Annotated in this window: 18 protein-coding genes and 1 riboswitch; of the genes, 6 read left to right on the plus strand and 12 right to left on the minus strand. The window is 63.4% G+C overall.

Features of this window, described 5'->3' with window-relative positions; genetic code table 11:
- Positions 1 to 90 precede the first annotated feature (90 nt).
- Positions 91 to 192: riboswitch (glycine riboswitch) on the plus strand.
- Positions 193 to 346: 154 nt separating this feature from the next.
- The 5 genes from gcvT to CCE89_RS09285 all read left to right on the plus strand — a co-directional run bounded on the left by gcvT (position 347) and on the right by CCE89_RS09285 (position 5635).
- Complete coding sequence (gene gcvT / locus CCE89_RS09265) at positions 347 to 1489, plus strand: glycine cleavage system aminomethyltransferase GcvT (RefSeq protein WP_086437729.1); 1143 nt, start codon at positions 347 to 349, stop codon at positions 1487 to 1489.
- A gap of 3 nt (positions 1490 to 1492) precedes the next feature.
- Positions 1493 to 1864, plus strand: coding sequence for a glycine cleavage system protein GcvH (gcvH, locus tag CCE89_RS09270; RefSeq protein WP_086437730.1), 372 nt, complete (start codon positions 1493 to 1495; stop codon positions 1862 to 1864).
- 39 nt (positions 1865 to 1903) lie between these two features.
- On the plus strand, positions 1904 to 3265 hold the full coding sequence (gcvPA, locus tag CCE89_RS09275) for an aminomethyl-transferring glycine dehydrogenase subunit GcvPA (protein ID WP_086437731.1): 1362 nt from the start codon (positions 1904 to 1906) through the stop codon (positions 3263 to 3265).
- Positions 3262 to 4824, plus strand: coding sequence for an aminomethyl-transferring glycine dehydrogenase subunit GcvPB (gene gcvPB / locus CCE89_RS09280; RefSeq protein WP_086437732.1), 1563 nt, complete (start codon positions 3262 to 3264; stop codon positions 4822 to 4824). The genes gcvPA and gcvPB overlap by 4 nt, the downstream gene beginning before the upstream one ends.
- A 232-nt stretch (positions 4825 to 5056) precedes the next feature.
- Positions 5057 to 5635, plus strand: a complete 579-nt coding sequence (locus tag CCE89_RS09285) for a J domain-containing protein (protein WP_086437733.1) — start codon at positions 5057 to 5059, stop codon at positions 5633 to 5635.
- Between the two features lie 21 nt (positions 5636 to 5656).
- On the opposite strand, the gene CCE89_RS09290 is transcribed toward CCE89_RS09285, so the two are convergent.
- Both CCE89_RS09290 and CCE89_RS09295 read right to left on the minus strand, forming a co-directional pair.
- Positions 5657 to 6925 carry a lipopolysaccharide biosynthesis protein gene (locus CCE89_RS09290; RefSeq protein ID WP_086437734.1) on the minus strand — a complete coding sequence of 423 codons (1269 nt, stop codon included), beginning with the start codon at positions 6923 to 6925 and terminating at the stop codon, positions 5657 to 5659.
- Between the two features lie 20 nt (positions 6926 to 6945).
- Entirely contained in the window at positions 6946 to 7746 is an 801-nt protein-coding gene (locus CCE89_RS09295) for an NTP transferase domain-containing protein (protein ID WP_086437735.1), read from the minus strand.
- Positions 7747 to 7833: 87 nt separating this feature from the next.
- Between CCE89_RS09295 and CCE89_RS09300 the strand changes: the two genes are divergently transcribed.
- Positions 7834 to 8556 carry an Nmad3 family putative nucleotide modification protein gene (locus CCE89_RS09300; RefSeq protein ID WP_086437736.1) on the plus strand — a complete coding sequence of 241 codons (723 nt, stop codon included), beginning with the start codon at positions 7834 to 7836 and terminating at the stop codon, positions 8554 to 8556.
- Positions 8557 to 8559: 3 nt separating this feature from the next.
- Here CCE89_RS09300 and mmsB read toward each other — a convergent pair whose 3' ends face one another.
- The 10 genes from mmsB to CCE89_RS09350 all read right to left on the minus strand — a co-directional run bounded on the left by mmsB (position 8560) and on the right by CCE89_RS09350 (position 19358).
- Complete coding sequence (gene mmsB / locus CCE89_RS09305; RefSeq protein WP_234990044.1) at positions 8560 to 9549, minus strand: 3-hydroxyisobutyrate dehydrogenase; 990 nt, start codon at positions 9547 to 9549, stop codon at positions 8560 to 8562.
- Positions 9434 to 10228: an enoyl-CoA hydratase-related protein gene (locus CCE89_RS09310; RefSeq protein ID WP_086437738.1), complete on the minus strand. Its 795-nt coding sequence runs from the start codon at positions 10226 to 10228 to the stop codon at positions 9434 to 9436. The genes mmsB and CCE89_RS09310 overlap by 116 nt, the downstream gene beginning before the upstream one ends.
- Positions 10225 to 11271 (minus strand): enoyl-CoA hydratase/isomerase family protein, encoded by a 1047-nt coding sequence (locus tag CCE89_RS09315; RefSeq protein WP_086437739.1) that lies wholly within the window; start codon positions 11269 to 11271, stop codon positions 10225 to 10227. The genes CCE89_RS09310 and CCE89_RS09315 overlap by 4 nt, the downstream gene beginning before the upstream one ends.
- Positions 11268 to 12413, minus strand: a complete 1146-nt coding sequence (locus tag CCE89_RS09320) for an acyl-CoA dehydrogenase family protein (RefSeq protein ID WP_086437740.1) — start codon at positions 12411 to 12413, stop codon at positions 11268 to 11270. Before CCE89_RS09320 ends, CCE89_RS09315 begins: the two co-directional genes overlap by 4 nt.
- Positions 12414 to 12461: 48 nt before the next feature.
- Complete coding sequence (locus CCE89_RS09325) at positions 12462 to 12851, minus strand: RidA family protein (RefSeq protein ID WP_086437741.1); 390 nt, start codon at positions 12849 to 12851, stop codon at positions 12462 to 12464.
- Positions 12848 to 13171 (minus strand): I78 family peptidase inhibitor, encoded by a 324-nt coding sequence (locus tag CCE89_RS09330; RefSeq protein WP_234990024.1) that lies wholly within the window; start codon positions 13169 to 13171, stop codon positions 12848 to 12850. The genes CCE89_RS09325 and CCE89_RS09330 overlap by 4 nt, the downstream gene beginning before the upstream one ends.
- Positions 13168 to 13668, minus strand: coding sequence for a hypothetical protein (locus CCE89_RS09335; RefSeq protein ID WP_200810317.1), 501 nt, complete (start codon positions 13666 to 13668; stop codon positions 13168 to 13170). Before CCE89_RS09335 ends, CCE89_RS09330 begins: the two co-directional genes overlap by 4 nt.
- A gap of 43 nt (positions 13669 to 13711) precedes the next feature.
- Positions 13712 to 15208 carry a CoA-acylating methylmalonate-semialdehyde dehydrogenase gene (locus CCE89_RS09340; protein WP_086437742.1) on the minus strand — a complete coding sequence of 499 codons (1497 nt, stop codon included), beginning with the start codon at positions 15206 to 15208 and terminating at the stop codon, positions 13712 to 13714.
- A gap of 90 nt (positions 15209 to 15298) precedes the next feature.
- Positions 15299 to 16321 (minus strand): LacI family DNA-binding transcriptional regulator, encoded by a 1023-nt coding sequence (locus tag CCE89_RS09345; protein ID WP_086437743.1) that lies wholly within the window; start codon positions 16319 to 16321, stop codon positions 15299 to 15301.
- Positions 16322 to 16439: 118 nt separating this feature from the next.
- Positions 16440 to 19358, minus strand: a complete 2919-nt coding sequence (locus tag CCE89_RS09350; RefSeq protein WP_086437744.1) for a TonB-dependent receptor — start codon at positions 19356 to 19358, stop codon at positions 16440 to 16442.
- Between the last annotated feature and the right edge of the window lie 201 nt (positions 19359 to 19559).

A 19559-nucleotide genomic window follows, 5' to 3' on the forward strand; every position in this document is an offset into this window, starting at 1 on the left:
GCGGAGATTTTTCGCGCAGAGTCCGCCATCGCAGATTGACCGCAGGCGCGATATGGGAGAGGGGTTGGCGGCCTTCGGGAAGCGATTCTCGAACGGTCAGCGGGAGAGATCCTTTGCGCCTGAACGGGCGGAAAGGGCGCCGAAGGAGCAACCGCCCCGGAAACTCTCAGGCCAATGGACCGCTGACTGGATAGGCACTCTGGAAAGCGCGTTTCGGTTCGTCCGGGCGCCACCGAAGGGGAAGGCCCGGCTCTCGCCCGGCTAAGCTCTCAGGTTTCCCGACAGAGGGGGCGCGCGTGAAGCTTCACGGTGAAGTCCAGCGCGCCTGTTGCGGGGACATCGATTTTTGACCGACGAAACGACCGAAGACCTGCCGCCGGAGACACTGCCGCTCGATGCGTGGCACCGGGCGCATGGCGCGCGCATGGTGCCCTTCGCAGGCTATGAAATGCCGATCCAGTATGCCGGCGAGCAGATTTCGCATGGGGGCGGTATCGTCGCCGAGCACAACTGGACGCGCGAGAGTGCCAGCCTGTTCGACGTCAGCCACATGGGCCAGCTTACCGTCAGCGGCGAGAATGCTGCAGAGGAGCTGGAAAAACTGCTTCCCGGCGCGATCACCACGCTCAAGGAAGGCCGCATGCGCTATTCGCTGCTGCTGACCGAAGAGGGCGGGATCATCGACGATTTGATCGTCACCAATGCGGGGCCGCACATTGCGCTGGTCGTGAACGGTGCGTGCAAGTGGGACGATATCGCCCACCTGCGCGAACATCTGCCCGACGAAATCACGCTCACCCATCATGACGAGCAGGCGCTGCTCGCATTGCAGGGCCCGAAGGCTGCCGAGGTGCTTGATGCGCTGGTGCCGGGCGCTGCAAAGCTGACCTTCATGACCGCGGGCTATTTCGACTGGAACGGCGTGCCGCTGTGGGTCAGCCGCGCAGGTTATACCGGCGAAGACGGGTTCGAGATTTCGGTTCCGGCGGATCACGCCGAAAAGCTGGCTGACGCGCTGGTGGCCGACGAGCGGGTCGAGCCTGCGGGCCTCGGCGCGCGGGATTCCCTGCGGCTTGAAGCTGGCCTCCCGCTTTATGGACACGATCTGACGCTGGAGACCGACCCGGTCAGCGCCGACCTCGCTTTTGCCCTCACCAGGAAGCGCCGCGAAACGGGCGGCTGGATGGGGCACGGGGCACTGGCGAAAGTCTTGGCAGACGGCGCCGCGCAGACGCGCGTCGGTCTGAAGGTCGATGGCCGCATGCCCGCTCGCGAAGGCGCCGAAGTCTTCTCCGGCGATACCAAGGTCGGCACGGTCACCAGCGGCGGCTTCTCTCCGACACTCTGCGCGCCCATCGCCATGGCCTATGTCGATGCCGCGCACGCCGCCGAAGGCAGCGCGCTCGAAATCGAAGTGCGGGGCAAGCGCCTCGCCGCCACCGTCACACCCATGCCCTTTGTCCCGCATCGCTACTTCCGAGGGAGCTAAACAATGCCGCGTTACTTTACCGATGAACACGAATGGATCGACGTTGAAGGCGAAAGCGCCACGGTCGGTATCACCGATTATGCGCAGGAACAGCTGGGCGACATCGTTTTCGTCGAGCTTCCCGCAGTCGGCACCATGCTCGACAAGGGCGGCGATGCGGCGGTGGTCGAAAGCGTCAAGGCGGCGAGTGACGTCTATGCGCCGATCAGCGGCGAAGTGACCGAAGGCAATGCCGCGCTCGAAGACGATCCGGCACTGGTCAACACATCGCCCGAAGAGGAAGGCTGGTTCTTCCGCATGACGATCGGCGACAAGTCGCAGCTCGAAGGGCTGATGGACGAAGCCGGCTACAAGAGCTTCGTCGACGGGCTATAACTTTCTTCCCGCCTTTCCCAAGGGACGACAGGATCCACTATGCGCTATTTACCTCTCACCGATACCGACCGGAGCGACATGCTCGCAACGATCGGCGCGTCCTCGATCGATGACCTGTTCGTCGACGTGCCCGAAGAGGCACGGCTGAAAGGCCCGATCGAAGGCCTGCCGCTCCATGCCAGCGAAATGGCGGTCGAGCGGCACATGCGCCGCCTGTCGAAGAAGAACCTGGCGGCAGCCGATGCGCCGTTTTTCCTCGGGGCGGGGGCCTATCGCCACCATGTTCCGGCAAGCGTCGATCACATCATCCAGCGCGGCGAGTTCCTGACCGCCTACACGCCCTACCAGCCGGAAATCGCGCAGGGCACGCTGCAGATGCTGTTCGAGTTCCAGACACAGGTCGCCAAGCTCTATGGCTGCGCGGTCGCCAACGCGTCGATGTATGACGGCTCGACCTCCTGCTGGGAAGCGGTGGCGATGGCAAGCCGCGTGACCAAGCGCAATCGCGCGGTCCTCTCCGGCGCGCTGCATCCGCACTATGCCGAGGTCGTCAGGACCATGGCGAAGTTTACCGGCGACGAGATCGCGGACGCGCCGGTCGCCATCCAGCCGGCACCCGACAATGACGGGCTGATCGCGCGGATCGACGATCGGACCAGCTGCGTCGTGGTGCAATATCCCGACATTCTGGGGCGTATTCCCGACCTCGCGCAGATCGCCGAAGCGGCGCATGAAAAGGGCGCGCTGCTTATCGCGGTCAATACCGAACCGGTTGCTTTGGGCGCGATCAAGTCGCCCGGCGAACTCGGCGCGGACATCGTCGTGGGTGAAGGCCAGTCGATCGGTGTGGGTCTGCAATTCGGCGGGCCGTACCTCGGTCTTTTTGCCGTGCGTGACCCCAAGCATGTCCGGCAGATGCCCGGGCGTCTGTGCGGCGAGACAGTCGATGCGGAGGGCAAGCGCGGCTTCGTGCTGACGCTCTCGACGCGCGAGCAGCATATCCGCCGCGAGAAGGCGACGAGCAATATCTGCACCAACTCGGGGCTCTGTGCGCTGGCCTTCAACGTGCACATGACCCTGCTTGGCGAAGAAGGGCTGCGGCGGCTTGCCGCATGGAACCACTCCCTCGCCTGCAAGGCTGCCGATCGGCTCGCGAAAGTGCCGGGCGTCACGGTGCTCAACGACACCTTCTTCAACGAGTTCACGATCCAGGTCGGTCGCGACGCGCGCGAGCTTGTGCGCAAGCTCGCCGATCAAGGCATTCTCGCGGGCGTTTCGCTCGGCAGGCTGTACCCGCAGTCGGGCGGACTGGATGACGCGCTGCTCGTCGCCGTAACCGAGACGACGAGCGAGGAAGATATCGAAGCGCTTGCCGCAGCGCTCGAAGGAGAACTGGCATGAACGCGCCCAACAAGAGCGGCTGGAAGCCCGAAATGACGCCCGAGCGGCGCGAAGGTTATCAGACCGCAACCGGCAATCGCGCCCTGATGCTCGAGGAACCGCTGCTGTTCGAAATCGGTCATCCCGAGAAGACCGGCGTCGACCTGCCGGATATCGAGGAGGGCGCTTCCTCAAGGCTCGGCGGTTTCGAACGCAGCGAAGCCATCGGCCTGCCGGGTCTGACCGAGCCTGAAACCGTGCGGCACTACACGCGCCTCTCGCGCCAGAACTACGCCATCGACCTTGGTCTCTTCCCGCTCGGCAGCTGCACGATGAAGCACAATCCGCGGCTCAACGAGAAGGTCGCGCGCATGCCCGGCTTTGCCGATGTGCACCCGCTGCAGCCGACCGGCACGGTGCGCGGCGCGCTGGAAGTCATCAACGAACTCGCGCATTGGCTGATCGAACTCACCGGCATGCATGGTGTGGCGATGAGCCCCAAGGCGGGCGCGCATGGGGAGCTTTGCGGTATCCTCTGCATCCGCGCCGCCCTCGAGGCGCGCGGTGATGCGCGTGAAGTGATCCTCGTGCCCGAGAGCGCGCACGGCACCAATCCTGCCACGGCTGCCTTCGCCGGCTACAAGGTCGAGGATATTCCGGCGACGCCCGAGGGCCGCGTCGATCTGGAAGCGCTCAAATCACGCCTAGGCCCCGATGTTGCGGGCGTGATGATCACCAACCCGAACACCTGCGGGTTGTTCGAACGCGACATGAAGGCGATTTCGGACGCGGTGCATGAGGCAGGCGGCTTCGTCTATTGCGATGGCGCGAACTTCAACGCGATCGTCGGCAAGGTACGCCCCGGCGACCTTGGCGTCGATGCGATGCACATCAATCTGCACAAGACCTTCTCCACCCCGCATGGCGGCGGCGGCCCGGGTTCGGGCCCGGTGGTGCTGTCCGAAGCGCTTTCGCCCTTCGGTCCGCTACCCTTCACCGCGCGTACCGAAGACGGCGTGGTGCATCTCGTCGAGGAAGAAAATGCGGACGAGTTCGGCCATACCGCTGCGTTCGGTCGGATGACTGCCTTCCACGGACAGATGGGCATGTTCACCCGCGCGCTCGCCTACATCCTCAGCCATGGGGCCGACGGATTGAAGCAGGTCGCCGAGGATGCCGTGCTGAACGCGAACTACATCCTCAGAAGCATGGAGGACCTGCTCCATGCGCCCTTCGCCGATAGCGGCCCGTGCATGCATGAGGCGCTGTTCGGCGACAAGGATTTCGGCGACGACCTCTCGACATTCGACCTTGCCAAGGCGCTGATCGACGAGGGCTATCACCCTATGACGATGTACTTCCCGCTGGTGGTCCACGGCGCGATGCTGGTCGAACCGACCGAGACCGAGAGCAAGGCCTCGCTCGACCAGTTCATCATGGCACTGCGCAGCGTGGCCGAACGGGCGAGGGCGGGCGACGAGAGCATGAAGCAGGCACCTTATTTCGCGCCGCGTCGCCGGCTGGATGAAACGCAGGCGGCACGCAAACCGGTACTGAGCTGGACCACGACCGGGGAGTAGGGCGCGCCGGGGCGCTCCCTACACTCCGCCACTTCTGAATATTCGGACCAGGCAGATCGGCAGGCCGTTTTGCTATGGTCGAGAATATCCGCACGAAACGCGGCGGTTTACTTTGACAATTTGAACCGCCCACGCGAGGAATCCCTGTCGGGTATCGCCTTTATGTTGATCCGCGCCCAGACTCCGAAAAATGGAGGTGGGACGATAGAACTGGACCGATGAGGTATTGGCGATGGAAAACGGACGCGAGTTCGTCGATTGTTACGCACTCCTGAAGGTTGATCCCAGTTGCGACGCCAAGATGCTCGAGAAGGCATATCGGCACTTCGCCCAACTCTATCATCCCGATCATCCCGAGACCGCCGATGTCGAGATGTTCCAGGCGCTGAACGAGGCCTACAGGATCCTGCGCGATCCTGAGAAGCGCGACGAATACGATCAACAGCACCGTATTCACCGGCCGACCGCGTACAAGGCCGAGGCGAAGCCGGAGGACGCCTCGATCGACCAGCGCGGTGCGCTTGACGATGCAGAGGCCCACGAAAAAATGCTCGCGTTTCTCTACAAGCGCCGCCGCGAGCACGCCGAGGATCCCGGCGTCATCCGCTACTTCGTGCAGCAACATCTCGATTGCTCTGACGAGAGCTTCGACTTCCACGTCTGGTATTTGAAATCGAAGGGCTATGTCGATGTGACCGAGCACGGGACGCTGGCCATCACCGTCGAGGGCGTCGACCATGTCATCGGCATGAGCCGAAGTGCCGAAGAGGCGCGAATCCTGCAAATCTCGCAATCGCGGGAAGAAAGTTGATCTGGCTGAAAGGCGCGATGATCAGACCGGCTTCTGGTCCTCGGGCGTTTCGACCGTGATCCTGATCTGCTGCATGTTGAGCATCGCGACGTAGAAACCGATCACTGCCAGAGCGCTCGATCCGAGTACGGCGAATGCCGCGCCCTTGGCACCGTTCCAGTCGATCGCGACATCGAGCAGGACCAGCGCGAGGATGGTGGGAACGGCCCGCACTATGAAGGCGGTGTGCGCCTTGCCGGCGGAGACCAGCAGGCTTTCGAGGCTCGCGCCGACCAGTTCGACCGCGCCTGCAATCGCGAGGATAACCATCGCCCAGTAGAAGCCGCCGAACTCGGGCCCTGCGATTCCTTCGAGCGCCCAGCGTCCCGCGAACAGGGCAACCAACACCGCGAGTGCGCCGCCGATCAGGGCGATATTCGCCATGCGCCTTGCCATCAGCAGCGCCTCTTCCTTGGCATGGACCAGTTCCGGATAGATCGCCTTGGACACGGTCTGGGCGAGCTGCACCAGAGCCTGACCCAGCTGGCTCGCGACACGGAAGCCGCCTGCCAGCGCCTGCCCGCCGAGCGACCCGACCAGCAGGATCATGAGTTGCTTGGCGGCGATATTGAGGCTGCCGGTCATGTTCGTCGCCCAGACGAAACGCCAGGCATCGGGGTGGTCGCGCGGAATCTTGCGGAGGCTGATTTGCGAGAGGTCGATCGGTTCCTGACGCGCCGCCACGATCCAGAGCGCGAGGGCTACAGCGACTTCGGATGCCGCCCAGGCGAGCACGAAGCCGATCACATTGGGCACCAGGAACCAGGCGAGGATCGCACCGGCCGCGCGGATCGCGGGCTGGACCGCCTCTGCCGCAGTCGCCTTGCCGAACTGGAAGCGCAGCCGCAGCAGGCCCGTCGGCGTGGTGCGGATCGATAGCAGGGAAATAACGCAGTAAATCAGCGTGATGGGTAGGAGGTCATCGGGCAGCGGCAGCCACAGCTGCGCCGTGGCGACGAGGATCACGGCGGCGATCGTTCCCATCACGACCGACAGCATGTCGAGCGCTATGGCAAAGCCGGTCGCCTCTCCCGGACCCTCCTCGCCTGCGCCCCAGCGCACCACGAACTGCCAGGTCTGGAAATTGGCCATGCCGGTGACGGCTTGACCCAGCGCGATGATGATGGCGAAATGGCCGAACCCGTCGAGACCCAGCGTGCGCGTAGCGAGCGCGAGGTAGACGAGGCTCATCACCGCGTTGAAGCCGCGCCCCCCGAGGAGCCAGCCGATATTCTGCCACAGGCGCTTCATGACGCGAAAGCTTGCGAGCCTCAGCCCGCCGCGGCCTCGCGCTTTGCCAACACGCGCTCGGTCACTTCGAAAGTGCGCTCGTTATCGACGTCGATCGCAAAATCGCCCTTCGACATGACGATGGGGACCAGCTTGAAGCCGAAGCGGCGCGAAACCTGTTCGAAGATCTTCTCCTTCGTGCCCCAGCCGAGATAGAACCGCACGAGGTTCATCCAGCCGAATGCCTGGCCGATGCGCTTGGGAAACTTCACGAACTGGCCGCCCTGACGCATGATCTCGGCAGCGGAAAGCGCTTCGCGGCTGCCCATCCAGTACATGTTGCAGTTGGAATAGCCGCCGTCGGTGAACTCGTAGAACTTCTTCTGCCCTTCGGGATCGGCCGCCTTCACGTCTTCCTTGCGGGCGAGCGCTGCGGCAGCGCCTGCCTCGGCAGCAATCGCCTTGTCGATGAACTCGCCATAGCCGTCCGAGGTGACGAGGCAGTTGTCGGCGGTCGTGATCAGCAGCGGGAAATTGGCCCCTTCCGCGCCCGAAAACACGCTGTCGACGATGTTGAACTTGCCTTCGCGGAAGTGCAGCCGGCCTTCCTCCATCAGCCTGGCGACCGTCGGCAGGACCGCGATTTCATCCGTATCATGCGCCACGACGTGGATCGCGCCGATCTTGTCGCAAGCGGCAACCTCGCGCACGACGCGCTCGATCATCGGCACGCCGCGCACCGGAACCACGCATTTCTGCGAAACATTGGCGCGCTGGGCGAGCGGGTCGTGAACGCCGGACCGCTTTCCGGCCATGATGAGGGCGGTAACCTTGTTTTCCATGTGAGCGCCAATAGGCCCGATTTCGTTTCAGGCAAAGTCCTGTCATCCCCTTGTCTTGTGTCGCCCGGACGGGCAGCAGGCACAGCCATGCGGATCATCTTCTCTCGCAAGGGTTTCGACAGTGCCTCTGGTGGTGGGCCTTCGCCGATCGTTGGCGGGCGCCCGGTAAGCCTGCCGATCCCGGCGGGCGCGGCATCGCAAACGAGCTATGGTGCGCTGGGGCTGGGCGAGCATGCGGCCAGGGCGAGCCGGGGCAAGCTGGGCGCGGACGACCTCTGCCACCACGATCCGATGTTCACCGAAGCGGGCGAGTGCCTGTTCGGCCAGTGCGGCGCGGCGCAGACGCACCTCGAGCGGCAGGGCGTGGGCGAAGGCGATGTATTCCTCTTCTTCGGCCTGTTCCGCGAAGAAGATACGGGCGAACCGCATCACCGCATCTTCGGCTTTCTCGAGGTCGAAGAGATCATCGCGCTGGGGGAGGGCGCACCGCAGGAGCTGGTCGAGATCGGCCACCCGCATGCGCTGGCGATGCATCACAAGAACGATGTTATCTATCGCGGTCCGGGGCGGACAGCGAACCGCGCGAGCGAGGCTTTGCGGCTGACGGTCGAAGGAGGGCCACCTTCGCTATGGCAGCGGCCCGATTGGCTGAAGCGCGGGGGGCTGTCCTACCACGACCGTGCGGATCGCTGGCTGCGTGGCGGACGACTGAAGAGCGTTGCGCGCGGACAGGAGTTCGTCGCCGATATCGGACGCAGACAGGCGCCGCGCGAATGGCTCGGGCGGGTGCTGGCCGAGATCGACCGGTAGGCGCTACGAATAGGTCTTGATGATCGCCGAGAAATCGAGCCCGCCATTTCCGGCACCGGCAAAATCCTCGTAGAGCGACGCCGCGCGCGAACCGAGCGGCACGGCGGAATCCGAGGTTTCCGCCGCTTCCATCGCAAGCCGCAAATCCTTGAGCATCAGCGCGGTCGCGAAGCCGCCCTGGTAGTCGTTGTCAGCCGGGCTTTCGACGCCGACGCCGGGCAGCGGCGTATAGGCATTGAGTGACCAGTTGTAGCCGGAGGACTGAGAGGAAATCTCGTAGAACTTCTGCGGGTCGAGGCCGAGCCTTTCGGCCATCTTCATCGCTTCTGCCGTGCCGATCATGGTGATGGCGAGCAGCATGTTGTTGCAGATCTTGGCGGTCTGGCCTGCGCCGGCTTCACCGGCGTGGATGACTGCCTTGCCCATCGCCTCGAGGATCGGCTTGGCGCGCTCGAAAGCCTCTTCCGTGCCGCCGACCATGAAGGTGAGCGTGCCGCCATTGGCTGCCGCGATGCCGCCCGAGACCGGCGCATCGACCATGTCGTATCCGGCATTTTCGGCAAGCGCGATCACGTCCTTCGCGGTGGCGACGTCGATGGTCGAGCAATCGAGGAAGACCGTGCCCTGGGGTGCTTGTCCGATGATGTCGCTGGTGTAGACATCGCGCACGATCGCGCCATTGGGCAGCATCGAGACGACCGCTTCGCAATCTTCAGCGGCGGCGCGTGCCGAGCCGAAAGTTGCGCATCCTGCGTCCTTGGCGCGGGCGAGCGCCTCTTCGCTGAGGTCGAAGGCGCGGACTTCGTGGCCCGCCTTGGCGAGGTTCGCGGCCATCCCGCCGCCCATGTTGCCGAGGCCGATAAATGCGATTTTCATATCAACGTCCCTTCCACTGGCCTTCGCGCTTCTCGATGAAGGCTTCCATGCCTTCCTTCTTGTCCTCGCTCGCGGTGAGGATCTGGAAGATGCGACGTTCCACGATAAGCCCCTGATCGAGCGTCATTTCGAAGGCCGAATTGACCATTTCCTTGTTCGCGATGGTCGCCATCGGCGGCATCGAGGCGATCGTGGCTGCGGTCTTGAGCGTCGAAGCGATCAGCTCGTCATGCGGCACGACGCGCGCGACGAGATTGCTGCGCTCGGCTTCCTCGGCGTCCATCATCCGGCCGGTGAGGCACATTTCCATCGACTTGGACTTGCCGATGGCGCGGGTCAGGCGCTGCGAGCCGCCCATCCCGGGGGCAACGCCGAGCTTGATTTCGGGCTGGCCGAACTTCGCGTTTTCGGACGCGATGATGAAGTCCGCCATCATGGCAAGCTCGCACCCGCCGCCCAGCGCGAAGCCGTTGACCGCTGCGATCCACGGCTTGCGCGTCTTCTTGACGATCTCGGAGGTCCAGGGCGAAAAGAAATCGTCGAGATAGAAATCGGCCGCAGCCTTCTCGCTCATCTCCTTGATGTCCGCGCCCGCGGCAAAGGCCTTGTCGCCCGATCCGGTCAGCACGGCGCACAGCTGGCTGCCATCCGCTTGATAGGCGGCAAACGCCTGGATCAGTTCATCGAGCACCTGCGAATTGAGCGCGTTCAGCGCCTTGGGCCGGTTGAGCGTGATCAGCGTCACGCCCGTATTGCCCTGCGCGTCGGTTTCGACGGTGATGGTTTCGTAAGTCATAGGGGTTTCCATTCTTCATCGGCGGGAAGCGGCGCAAAGATGCTGTCGAGCAGCTCTTCGCTCACGCCCTCGGGAGTGGCCGGGTTCCACTTGGGGTCACCCGTCTTGTCGACGATCACCGCGCGCACGCCCTCGGCAAAGTCGGGGCGCGTCAGCACGCGGCTGGCGATGCGGTATTCCATGCGCATGTTGTCGGCGAAATCATCGAGCTTGGCGCTCTCCGCCAGCTGGCGCAGCGCCACCTTGCAGGTCTGCGGACTCTTCGTGCCGAGCGTGTCGCGCTCCTTGGCTGCCCATTCGCTGTCATCATTTTCGAGGCTGGCGAGGATGTCCTCGTAGCTGTCGGAGGCGAAATGCTTGGCGATCTTGTCGGCATTCTTGGCGATGCGCGCCTCTGGCGGCGTGACCGACAGTTCGGACAATATGCCCGAAATCCGGTCGGGATTGTCGCTGATGCGCGCCTTGGCCTCGGCCAGCTTTTCGGCCGGCAGGTAGTGCGTGGCGAGACCCGCCCAGAGGCACTCTGCGCCATCAAGCCGCGCACCCGTCAGCGCGAGGAACTGTCCGATCCGCCCGCCGATGCGCGAGAGGTACCAGCCGCCGCCGACATCGGGAAAGAGGCCGATGCCGGTTTCGGGCATGGCGAAGCGCGTGTTCTCGGTCGCGACGCGGTATTTGCATGGCTGCGAGATGCCCACGCCGCCGCCCATGGTAATGCCGTCCATGAAGGCGACCACGGGCTTGTCATAGGTGAACAGCTGGTGGTTGAGCTGGTACTCGTCATGGAAGAACTCGCGGCCGCTCTTCCCGCCATCGTTGAGCGCCGAATTGCGCAAGAACGCGATGTCGCCACCGGCGCAGAAACCGCGCCCCTCCGAATGGTCGAGGATCACGGCCTTTACCGCACCGTCATCCGCCCATCCGGAGAGCGCCGCGCTCATCGCGTGGCACATGTCGAGTGTAAGCGCATGCAGCGCCTTGGGCCGGTTGAGGCTGAGATGCCCCGCCGCGCCGTGGGTGTGAGAAAGAACGTCCTGTGTCATTGGCGCAGCAAATCCCTGCCTACGATCATTCGCATGACCTGGTTGGTGCCTTCGAGGATCGAGTGGACGCGCAGGTCGCGCCAGAACCGCTCGATCGGATATTCCTTGAGGTACCCGTAACCGCCGAACAACTGCAGCGCGTTGTTGACCACGTTGGAGCCGCTGTCGGTCGCAAGCCGCTTCGCCATCGCGGAAAAGAGCGACTTGTCCGGCGCGTTCTCGCTCACCTTGCAGGCGGCCATGTAGAGCAGCGCGCGGGCTGCCTCCAGCTCGGTCGCCATGTCGGCGAGCATGAACTGCGTGTTCTGGAAATCGGCGACCGGCTGGCCGAACTGCTGGCGCTCCTTGGTGTAGGCCACCGCCTCGTCGAGACAGCGCTGCGCGCCGCCCAAAGAGCAGGCACCGATGTTGAGGCGGCCGCCGTCGAGCCCGGCCATCGCGAAGCGGAAGCCTTCGCCTTCGGCACCCACACGGTTGGCGACCGGTACCTTGCAATCTTCGAAGATCAGCTGCGCGGTGGGCGAGGCGTTCCAGCCGAGCTTCTTTTCGGGTTTGCCGAAGGAAAGGCCCGGCGTGTCCTTCTCCACCACCAGGCAGGTGATGCCCTTGGACTTGTGCTCGCCCGTGCGGACCATGACAACATAGATGTCATTGAAGCCGCTGCCGGAAATGAACTGCTTGGTCCCGTTGAGCACGTAATGGTCGCCGTCGAGCCGCGCGGTTGTCTTCAGCGCCGCCGCGTCGGAACCCGAGCCCGGCTCGGTCAAAGCATAGCTGGCGATCTTTTCCAGCGTGACGAGTTCCGGCAGGAACTTCGCCTTCACATCGTCACCGCCGAAGCGGTCGATCATCCAGGCGGCCATGTTGTGGATCGAGATATAGGCGCTGGTGGCGGGGCAGCCATAGGCCATCGCCTCCATGATCAGCGCCGCTTCGAGACGGCCCAGTTCGATGCCGCCCGATGCTTCGGACACGTAGATCGCGCCGAAGCCGAGCTCGCCGGTTTGCTGGATCACATCGCGGGGAAAGTGGCTTTTCTCGTCCCATTCCGCCGCAAAGGGGGTGATGTTGTCTGCCGTGAACCGCTGGGCCATTTCCTGGATCGCCAGCTGGTCGTCGGTAAGTGCAAATTGGTTTGTCATGTGCTCGGCTCTAACGTCGGGAGGCGGGGGAGAAAAGGCCCTGAAAAGCTAGTCCGGGATGATTGCTTCAGCCTCGATCTCGACTTTCCATTCCTTGCGGCAAAGCCATGCGCAGCCGACCATCGTTGCGGCAGGCTTGGCTTCGCCGAAGAAGCGCGCATGGACTTCGCCGACCGCCGCCTGATCGTCGAAATCGGTGAGGAACATGCGCGTCCGCACCACATCCTCGGCGCTGCCGCCGAGTGCCTCGATCGCCTGCACGATCAGCGTGCAGCAGCGCGCGGCCTGTGCCGCGGCGTCGCCTGGCGTGCTCGACCCGTCATCCTCGATCGGTCCGGTGCCCGCAACGATGATGCGATTTCCTTCCCGCACGGCGCGGCAGAAGCCGAACTGCTCTTCGAAGGGCGAGCCGCTGGTCGTGCGCTGGCGCTCGCTCATCCGCAGGTGATCGCCGTGATCGCCATCTCCTGATCGTACCGCACATTGAGGCGGTCCCGGCGATAATCCATGGTCCAGGCGCTGTTCGGCGGACCCCACCGCAGCGTGCGCGCACCCGAAAGCTCGAGCAGCTTCTCACCGCTCTCGGCGGTCGCGGTATGCCCGATATGGTCCTGCAGGCCCGATGCATCGCAGAGAGCGTCCGCCCCGGCTTCCCGCTCCTGATAATCGGGCCCGGGCGTGGGGGTGGAGGTCGTCTCGCCATAGCTACCGCATGCCGCGAGCGGCAGGGCGAGGAGGGTGGAAAGCGCAAGTCTCACGCATTTTCTCCTTCGGTATCACACTTGGTGTAGGTCAGCGGCTCGGCAAGGGCATCCTCACCCGTTTCCGACCGATCCAGCTGGCTCCCGTCGTCCGACAGGCGCCATGTCATGTCGCGTGTCCATTCCTGCCCTTCGCCGGTGAAGGCGAAGCGGGCGGCGATCATGGTGGGCTGCGAGGTCTCGACTTCCTCGAGGACGGCGCGGGATTCGTAGAATGTGATGCTCTCGCCATCGATCTCGATGAGGCCCTTGGCATCGCCGCGCGTGGAGGTGCAGTCTGCAGGTACCAGTCCCCAGCGGCCCTGAAGCGCGGCCGGGATACCCTCGGCCACACTATCCGTCGGAGGTCCGGCGCCGTCTCCGATGCCGCCGTCGGGTTCGACCGGCATCATCGTTTCGTCGCCGTCTGGGGCGTCATCCGCCGGCTGGGCGCAAGCTGCAAGCGCGAGCAGCGTGACGGGAAGGGCGGAGCGAAGAAGGTTGATCTGTTTCATGCAGTCTCCAATGCTTCGCCCCGCAATCCTTTCCCGCCAGATACTACCCCATGGTCGGAATGACGAAGGCGTTGGAGCCGTCGCCACCGCCGTCGGGCCAGCGCTGGGTGACTTTCTTGGACTTGGTCCAGAAGCGCAGTCCTTCCATGCCGTACTGGTCGATGTCGCCGAAGCCCGAACGCTTCCACCCGCCGAAGCTGTGGTAGCTCACCGGGACCGGGATCGGCACGTTGATGCCGACCATGCCGACATTCACGCGGCTCGCGAACTCGCGTGCGGCGTGGCCGTTGCGGGTGAAGATGGCGACGCCGTTGCCATACTGGTGATCGCTGGGAAGTCTGAGCGCTTCTTCGAAATCATTGGCGCGCACGATCTGGAGGACCGGGCCAAAGATTTCTTCCTGGTAGCTTTCCATGTCGGGCGTGACGCGGTCGAGCAGCGTCGGCCCGACGAAGAAGCCGTCCTCATGACCCTGGAGCGAGAAGCCGCGTCCGTCGATGACGACTTCGGCGCCTTCCTTCTCGGCGGTGTCGATCCAGCTTTCGACGCGCGCCTTGTGCTCGGGCGTGACGACCGGGCCGTAATGCGCATCGGGATCGTTCGAAACGCCGACGCGCAGCGCGTTGATCGCGGGGATCAGCTTCTCACGCAGCTTGTTGGCGGTGTCCTCGCCCACGGGGACGACCACCGGCAGCGCCATGCAGCGTTCGCCCGCCGAGCCGAAGGCGGCGCCGGTCAGATCGTTCACCACCTGGTCGAGATCGGCATCGGGCATGACCACGCCGTGGTTCTTCGCTCCGCCGAAAGCCTGCACGCGCTTCGCATTCGCCGTGCCGCGCGAATAGATATATTGCGCGATGTCGGAAGAACCGACGAAGCTGATCGCCGGAATATCGGGATGGTCGAGGATTGCATCGACCATTTCCTTGTCGCCGTGAACGACCTGCAGCAGACCCTCGGGCGCGCCCGCTTCGACAAAGAGTTCGGCGAGGCGGACCGGCACGGAGGGATCGCGCTCGGAGGGTTTGAGGATGAAGGCATTGCCCGCTGCTATCGCCATGCCGAACATCCACATCGGGATCATGGCTGGGAAGTTGAACGGGGTGATGCCTGCGCCGATGCCCAATGGCTGGCGCATCGAGAGAACGTCGATACCCGGGCCTGCGCCCTGGGTGTATTCCCCCTTCAGTGCCTGCGGGATGCCGCAAGCGAACTCGATCACTTCGAGGCCGCGCTGCACGTCTCCATGCGCATCGTCGACGACCTTGCCGTGCTCGCTGGAGAGAAGCTCGGCCAGCTCCTGCTTGTGCTTCTCGACCAGTTCCTTGAATGCGAACATGACGCGGGCGCGGCGCTGTGGGTTGGTTGCCGCCCATTCGGGCTGGACCTTCTTGGCCTCGGCCACGGCGCGGTCGAGCACCGAGGCATCGCCGAGGACGACTTCGGCCTGCACTTCACCCGTCGAAGGGTTCCAGATCTGGTGCTTGCGGCCCGATGATTCGCCGGCACCGCCGGCAATGAAATGGTCGATCTGACGCATATGACTCTCCTTGTTGCGGTGCCCATGACGCGTCGCGCAATGAGTCGCAAGCAGCGATTCCGCTAGGTTTTGCAGCCAGAGCGGGCCCGCTCAGCCGCGCCGGGTGCTGGCGCGCGCGATCAATTCGACAGGCGCGAGCGAACCGTTCGCATCGCTCTCTTCGTCGAGAACATGGGCGACAAGCTGGCGACCGGCTTCCTCGAGATCGGGCTTGATGGTGGTGAGCGGGGGACTGGCATGGGCAGTCGCGGCGAGCCCGTCATAACCGACGATGCCGACGTCGCCCGGCACCGAAATACCGCGCTGGGTCAATGCCTCCAGCGCGCCCAGTGCGATGAAGTCGCAGGCGGCGAAGATCGAATCGTATTGCGTGCCATCTGCCGCGAGTTTCTCGATCGCTTCGCGGCCCTGGCCGACCCGGTCGGGGCGAGAGAGTTCGGGCGATGCGATCACGTTGCCGCCGAATTTCTGCAATCTCTCGCTGAAACCCTTGAAGCGTTCCGCGAACTGGCGCTGCTCGCTTTCCACCGGCCCCAGGAATACCGGACGACGATAGCCGCTTTCCCAGAGATGCTCTGCCGCGAGCTTGCCGCCCTGCACATTGTCGGAGCGGACCGAATGCGGTTCGTCGAGAGGCAGGCCCCAGCATACCGCGCGGCATTCCTGTTGCAGAATCGGGCGGAAGTGTTCCCAGGCAGCGGGATTCTGCGTCGTGCCCAGCACGATCATCGCATCGGCGTCGCGCTGTTCGACATAGCGGCCATAGAACTGGTCTGTGCTCGCCTGGAAGGAAACCAGCGTCTCGTAGCCGCGGTCGGACGCCGCGCGGCACACGCCGCCGAGCAATGTGTAGGCGAAGGGGTTGATCTCCTGCGCGCTATCCTCCGCGCGCGTGATCACCACCACGGCGATGACGCCGGTCTGGCCGCTGCGCAGGCGGGAGGCGCGCTTGTCGGGCAGGTAGTCGAGCGCCCGCGCCGCGGCGAGCACCTTCTCCCGGGTCGGCTCGCTGATCCGGGTCGAGCCCGTAAAGACGCGGCTGACCGTCGATTGGCTCACGCCGGCCTTCTCGGCGACGTCCCAGGCAGTGGTCTTGTAAGTGCCGTTGCTCATGATTGTGCATACTTATGCACACGCGGACCCGGTGGCAATCGCAGAGGGTCGCGCAATGATGGAAAAAGGGCGCCGCGGTCTCCCGCAGCGCCCCTTCTCGCCGTGCTCCGGCTCGAGGTCAGAAGCTGACGCCAACCGCCACGCCGTAGCGCCGCGGATCGAGCGTGAAGATGTTCGAGAACAGGCCCGAGCTCGCATCGGTCACGTACAGGCCGGTGACCGAGTCGCTGTCGAAGATGTTCTGAACGAAGCCGCGGATGAACCAGCGTTCGTTGGCGGCATTGAGCTGGATCTGCGCATTGGCTTGCACGAAGGATTCGAGCCGGTTGACGTTGCCGTTGAAGACATTGCCATATTGCTCACCCGTGAAAGCGATGTCCATGCGCGGCACCAGCGTCATGCCGCTGCTGAACTCGTGGGTGTATTGCGCACCGACGGAAGCCTTCATGGTCGGCGCCTGCGGCAGCTTGTTGCCCTTGAGGTTGACCTGAATGCCGGGGCTCAGGACCGTGAAGCCCGGAGGTGCGGCACTGGTGAGCGACACCTCCCCTGGCTGAAGGGGATTTCCGGTCCCGCTTCCGCAGATACTGAATGCACCGCTCGAAGCGATATTGCCATCTCCCGGGAACTCATTCGTGCCCTGAAGCGTGCTGCCTGTTGCGGCATTGAGCCCCGCGTTGAAGCCGTTGACGAAGGCATCGGCTGCGCCCGGAGCGGGTCCGGTGACCGCACACAGAGCGCCGTTGGTGATGTCCTTGATGATCACGGCGTCGGGATCGCCGGCACCCGGATCGCGCGGGTTGGAGAAGAACTGATCGCCAGCCACCTCGGCATTGAGATAGCTGAAGTTCATGTTGATCAGCCAGTTGTAGCTCGGCCGGATAATCGATTCGAGCTCGATGCCCCAGATATTGGCATCGATTGAATCATTGACCGAGGTACGCGCGATGATGCGGCTCAGCTGCAGACCCTTGTACTTGTAGTAGAAGGCCGTCGCATTGAGCTGCAGTGCGCCATTCGCGAAGGTGTTCTTCGAACCGATTTCGAATGCGTCGATCGATTCAGGACCGAAGCTCTCCGGCACGGAGAAGACCGGCGAAAGCGGCGGGTTGATGCCGCCCGACTTGTAGCCGCGCGAATAGGATGCGTAGACGTGATTGTCCGGCGAGATCGAATAGTCGAGCACGGCACGACCGGTGATCTCATCGAAACCGACCTCGCGTTCCTGCAGCAGCTGGTTGCCCGCGACGCCCGAGTCGGCATCGAAGCTTCCGACATAAGGCGAGTCGAACGGATCGCCGTCATTGCTGTACGGATTGAGGAAGGCCGCCAGCGTGGTGCGCGCCGCGATCGACTTCTTGTCGTCGTTATAGCGCAGACCGCCGGTGAACTTCAGCCTGTCGGTGATGTCGTAGTAGACCTCACCGAAAATGCCGAAACTCTTGAGTTTGAAGTCGGTGGTGTTGTTGCGGTAAAACGAGGTCGCAAGATAGCTCGGGTCCAGACCGCCGCCAAGCGAAGTGAACGAACCCAGCACGCCCGCGATGTAATCGATCGCAAAGGCGTTCACGTAATAGCTGTTCTCCGCAACTTCCGATTCAGCGTAGATACCGCCCAGCAGGAAGTTGAACGGGCCATCGAAATCGGACGAAACGATTGCCTCGACAGAGAAGCTTTCCTGATCCTGGTTCGAACGGTCGAACTGGGTGCCGTTGGGCGTACAGACGCGGAAACCCTCATAGGAACCGCGATTGTCCAGTCGGGTGTCCGAGGTACACAGATTGCCGGCCCCATCGAAAAGGGCTTCCGTAACCGGCTGGAAATAGGACGCGATGACCGGTCCCACCGCCAGCGGATTGGCGAAGGTGTTGAGCGTGCCGAAAGCCAGCGCAGCATTCGGGATCTCGCCGACGCCCTGGTTGTAGTCCTGCCGGGAATCGACCGTCGTGTCCTGATAGGTACCGGTCACGCCCAGCTGGATGGGACCGAAGTTGTGCTCGATATGAGCCTGCAACTGGAGCTCGTCCGTGTAGTATTCCGGAACAAACTCGGTGCGGATCTTGCGAACGTCGTTGGGCTCGTCGAAATTGAAATAGGCGTCCGGCCCGTAAAGGCTGTTGAGGCCGAAGGTCGACGGGATGCCGTTGACCGCCAGGAATTCGGACGATCCGAGCGTGCCGGTAAAGGTCGAGTTCGCATTGAGCTTGTCGAAGTCGCGGCGGGCGTTGAGACAGCCGAGGACGCCGGTCGGGTCACGCTGGCACAACTGCTTCTGGATACGCGAACGGTTGTCGTCTTCCTCGAAGTAATAGGCCATCAGGTCGATGGTCGTATCCGGACCCGGCTCGAAGCGCAGCGAGCCGCGCACCGCGAACATGTCGCGATCGTCGAAATCTTCGCCGGTCGTCAGGTTCTCGGTGAAACCGTCGCGCTTGAGGTAGAAGCCGGCAACACGGGCACCGATCGAATCGCCGATCGGCAGGTTGACCATGCCCTTGGCCTTGATGCTGTTGTAATTGCCGTACTCGAACTCGGCACTGGCGCCGAAACCCGACAGGTCCGGCTTGGCGGTGACGACGTTGACCACGCCGGAGGTCGCGTTGCGACCGAACAGCGTGCCTTGCGGGCCGCGCAGAACTTCGATCCGTTCAAGGTCGAAATACTCGGTTTCGAACAGGCGCGTGCCGAACAGAGGCGCCGAATTGACGTGAATGGCGGTCGCGCTGTCGCAGCTTACGCCCACGCAAAGGTCACCGATACCACGAATGGTAAAGCTCGAAGCGGTGAAGTTGGACTTGGTGAATGAGACGTTGGGCAACGTCAGCTGAAGATCGCTGGCGTTTTCGATCTGTTGCGATTCCAGCGCTTCCGAGTCGAAAGCGCTGACCGCGATCGGTACTTCCTGCAGGCTTTGCGCCTGCCTTTGCGCCGTCACGATGATGACGGTATCGGCATCATCTCCGGCGTCTTGAGCCATGACAGGCGAAGCGAACAGCGCAACTGCTGCCGCGCCGAGATACAATTCGGGCTTCTTCATGTAAGCAACCTCCCCACTCACGCACCTTTCGTTGAAGGTGCAAACTCTTCTTGTTTATTTTTCGAGTAGATCGGATTTTGCAATTTTTGGCAAGCCCGCGCATCAACAATCGCAATTACCGCCTGGCGTCGCTAACGCGATGCATGGAAAGGCTGGTATGGCAATGGGTTGGGCGAGGGGGTGAGCGGGACGCTTGACCTC

Source organism: Altererythrobacter xiamenensis, from assembly GCF_900177715.1.
Lineage (GTDB): Bacteria > Pseudomonadota > Alphaproteobacteria > Sphingomonadales > Sphingomonadaceae > Erythrobacter > Erythrobacter xiamenensis.

Bases quoted from the DNA above. Each gene is read 5' to 3' on its own strand.
- gcvH (WP_086437730.1), top strand. From the start codon at position 1,493: ATGCCGCGTTACTTTACCGATGAACACGAATGGATCGACGTTGAAGGC.
- gcvPA (WP_086437731.1), top strand. From the start codon at position 1,904: ATGCGCTATTTACCTCTCACCGATACCGACCGGAGCGACATGCTCGCA.
- gcvPB (WP_086437732.1), top strand. From the start codon at position 3,262: ATGAACGCGCCCAACAAGAGCGGCTGGAAGCCCGAAATGACGCCCGAG.
- CCE89_RS09285 (WP_086437733.1), top strand. From the start codon at position 5,057: ATGGAAAACGGACGCGAGTTCGTCGATTGTTACGCACTCCTGAAGGTT.
- CCE89_RS09290 (WP_086437734.1), bottom strand. From the start codon at position 6,925: ATGAAGCGCCTGTGGCAGAATATCGGCTGGCTCCTCGGGGGGCGCGGC.
- CCE89_RS09295 (WP_086437735.1), bottom strand. From the start codon at position 7,746: ATGGAAAACAAGGTTACCGCCCTCATCATGGCCGGAAAGCGGTCCGGC.
- CCE89_RS09300 (WP_086437736.1), top strand. From the start codon at position 7,834: ATGCGGATCATCTTCTCTCGCAAGGGTTTCGACAGTGCCTCTGGTGGT.
- CCE89_RS09310 (WP_086437738.1), bottom strand. From the start codon at position 10,228: ATGACTTACGAAACCATCACCGTCGAAACCGACGCGCAGGGCAATACG.
- CCE89_RS09315 (WP_086437739.1), bottom strand. From the start codon at position 11,271: ATGACACAGGACGTTCTTTCTCACACCCACGGCGCGGCGGGGCATCTC.
- CCE89_RS09320 (WP_086437740.1), bottom strand. From the start codon at position 12,413: ATGACAAACCAATTTGCACTTACCGACGACCAGCTGGCGATCCAGGAA.
- CCE89_RS09325 (WP_086437741.1), bottom strand. From the start codon at position 12,851: ATGAGCGAGCGCCAGCGCACGACCAGCGGCTCGCCCTTCGAAGAGCAG.
- CCE89_RS09335 (WP_200810317.1), bottom strand. From the start codon at position 13,668: ATGAAACAGATCAACCTTCTTCGCTCCGCCCTTCCCGTCACGCTGCTC.
- CCE89_RS09340 (WP_086437742.1), bottom strand. From the start codon at position 15,208: ATGCGTCAGATCGACCATTTCATTGCCGGCGGTGCCGGCGAATCATCG.
- CCE89_RS09345 (WP_086437743.1), bottom strand. From the start codon at position 16,321: ATGAGCAACGGCACTTACAAGACCACTGCCTGGGACGTCGCCGAGAAG.
- CCE89_RS09350 (WP_086437744.1), bottom strand. From the start codon at position 19,358: ATGAAGAAGCCCGAATTGTATCTCGGCGCGGCAGCAGTTGCGCTGTTC.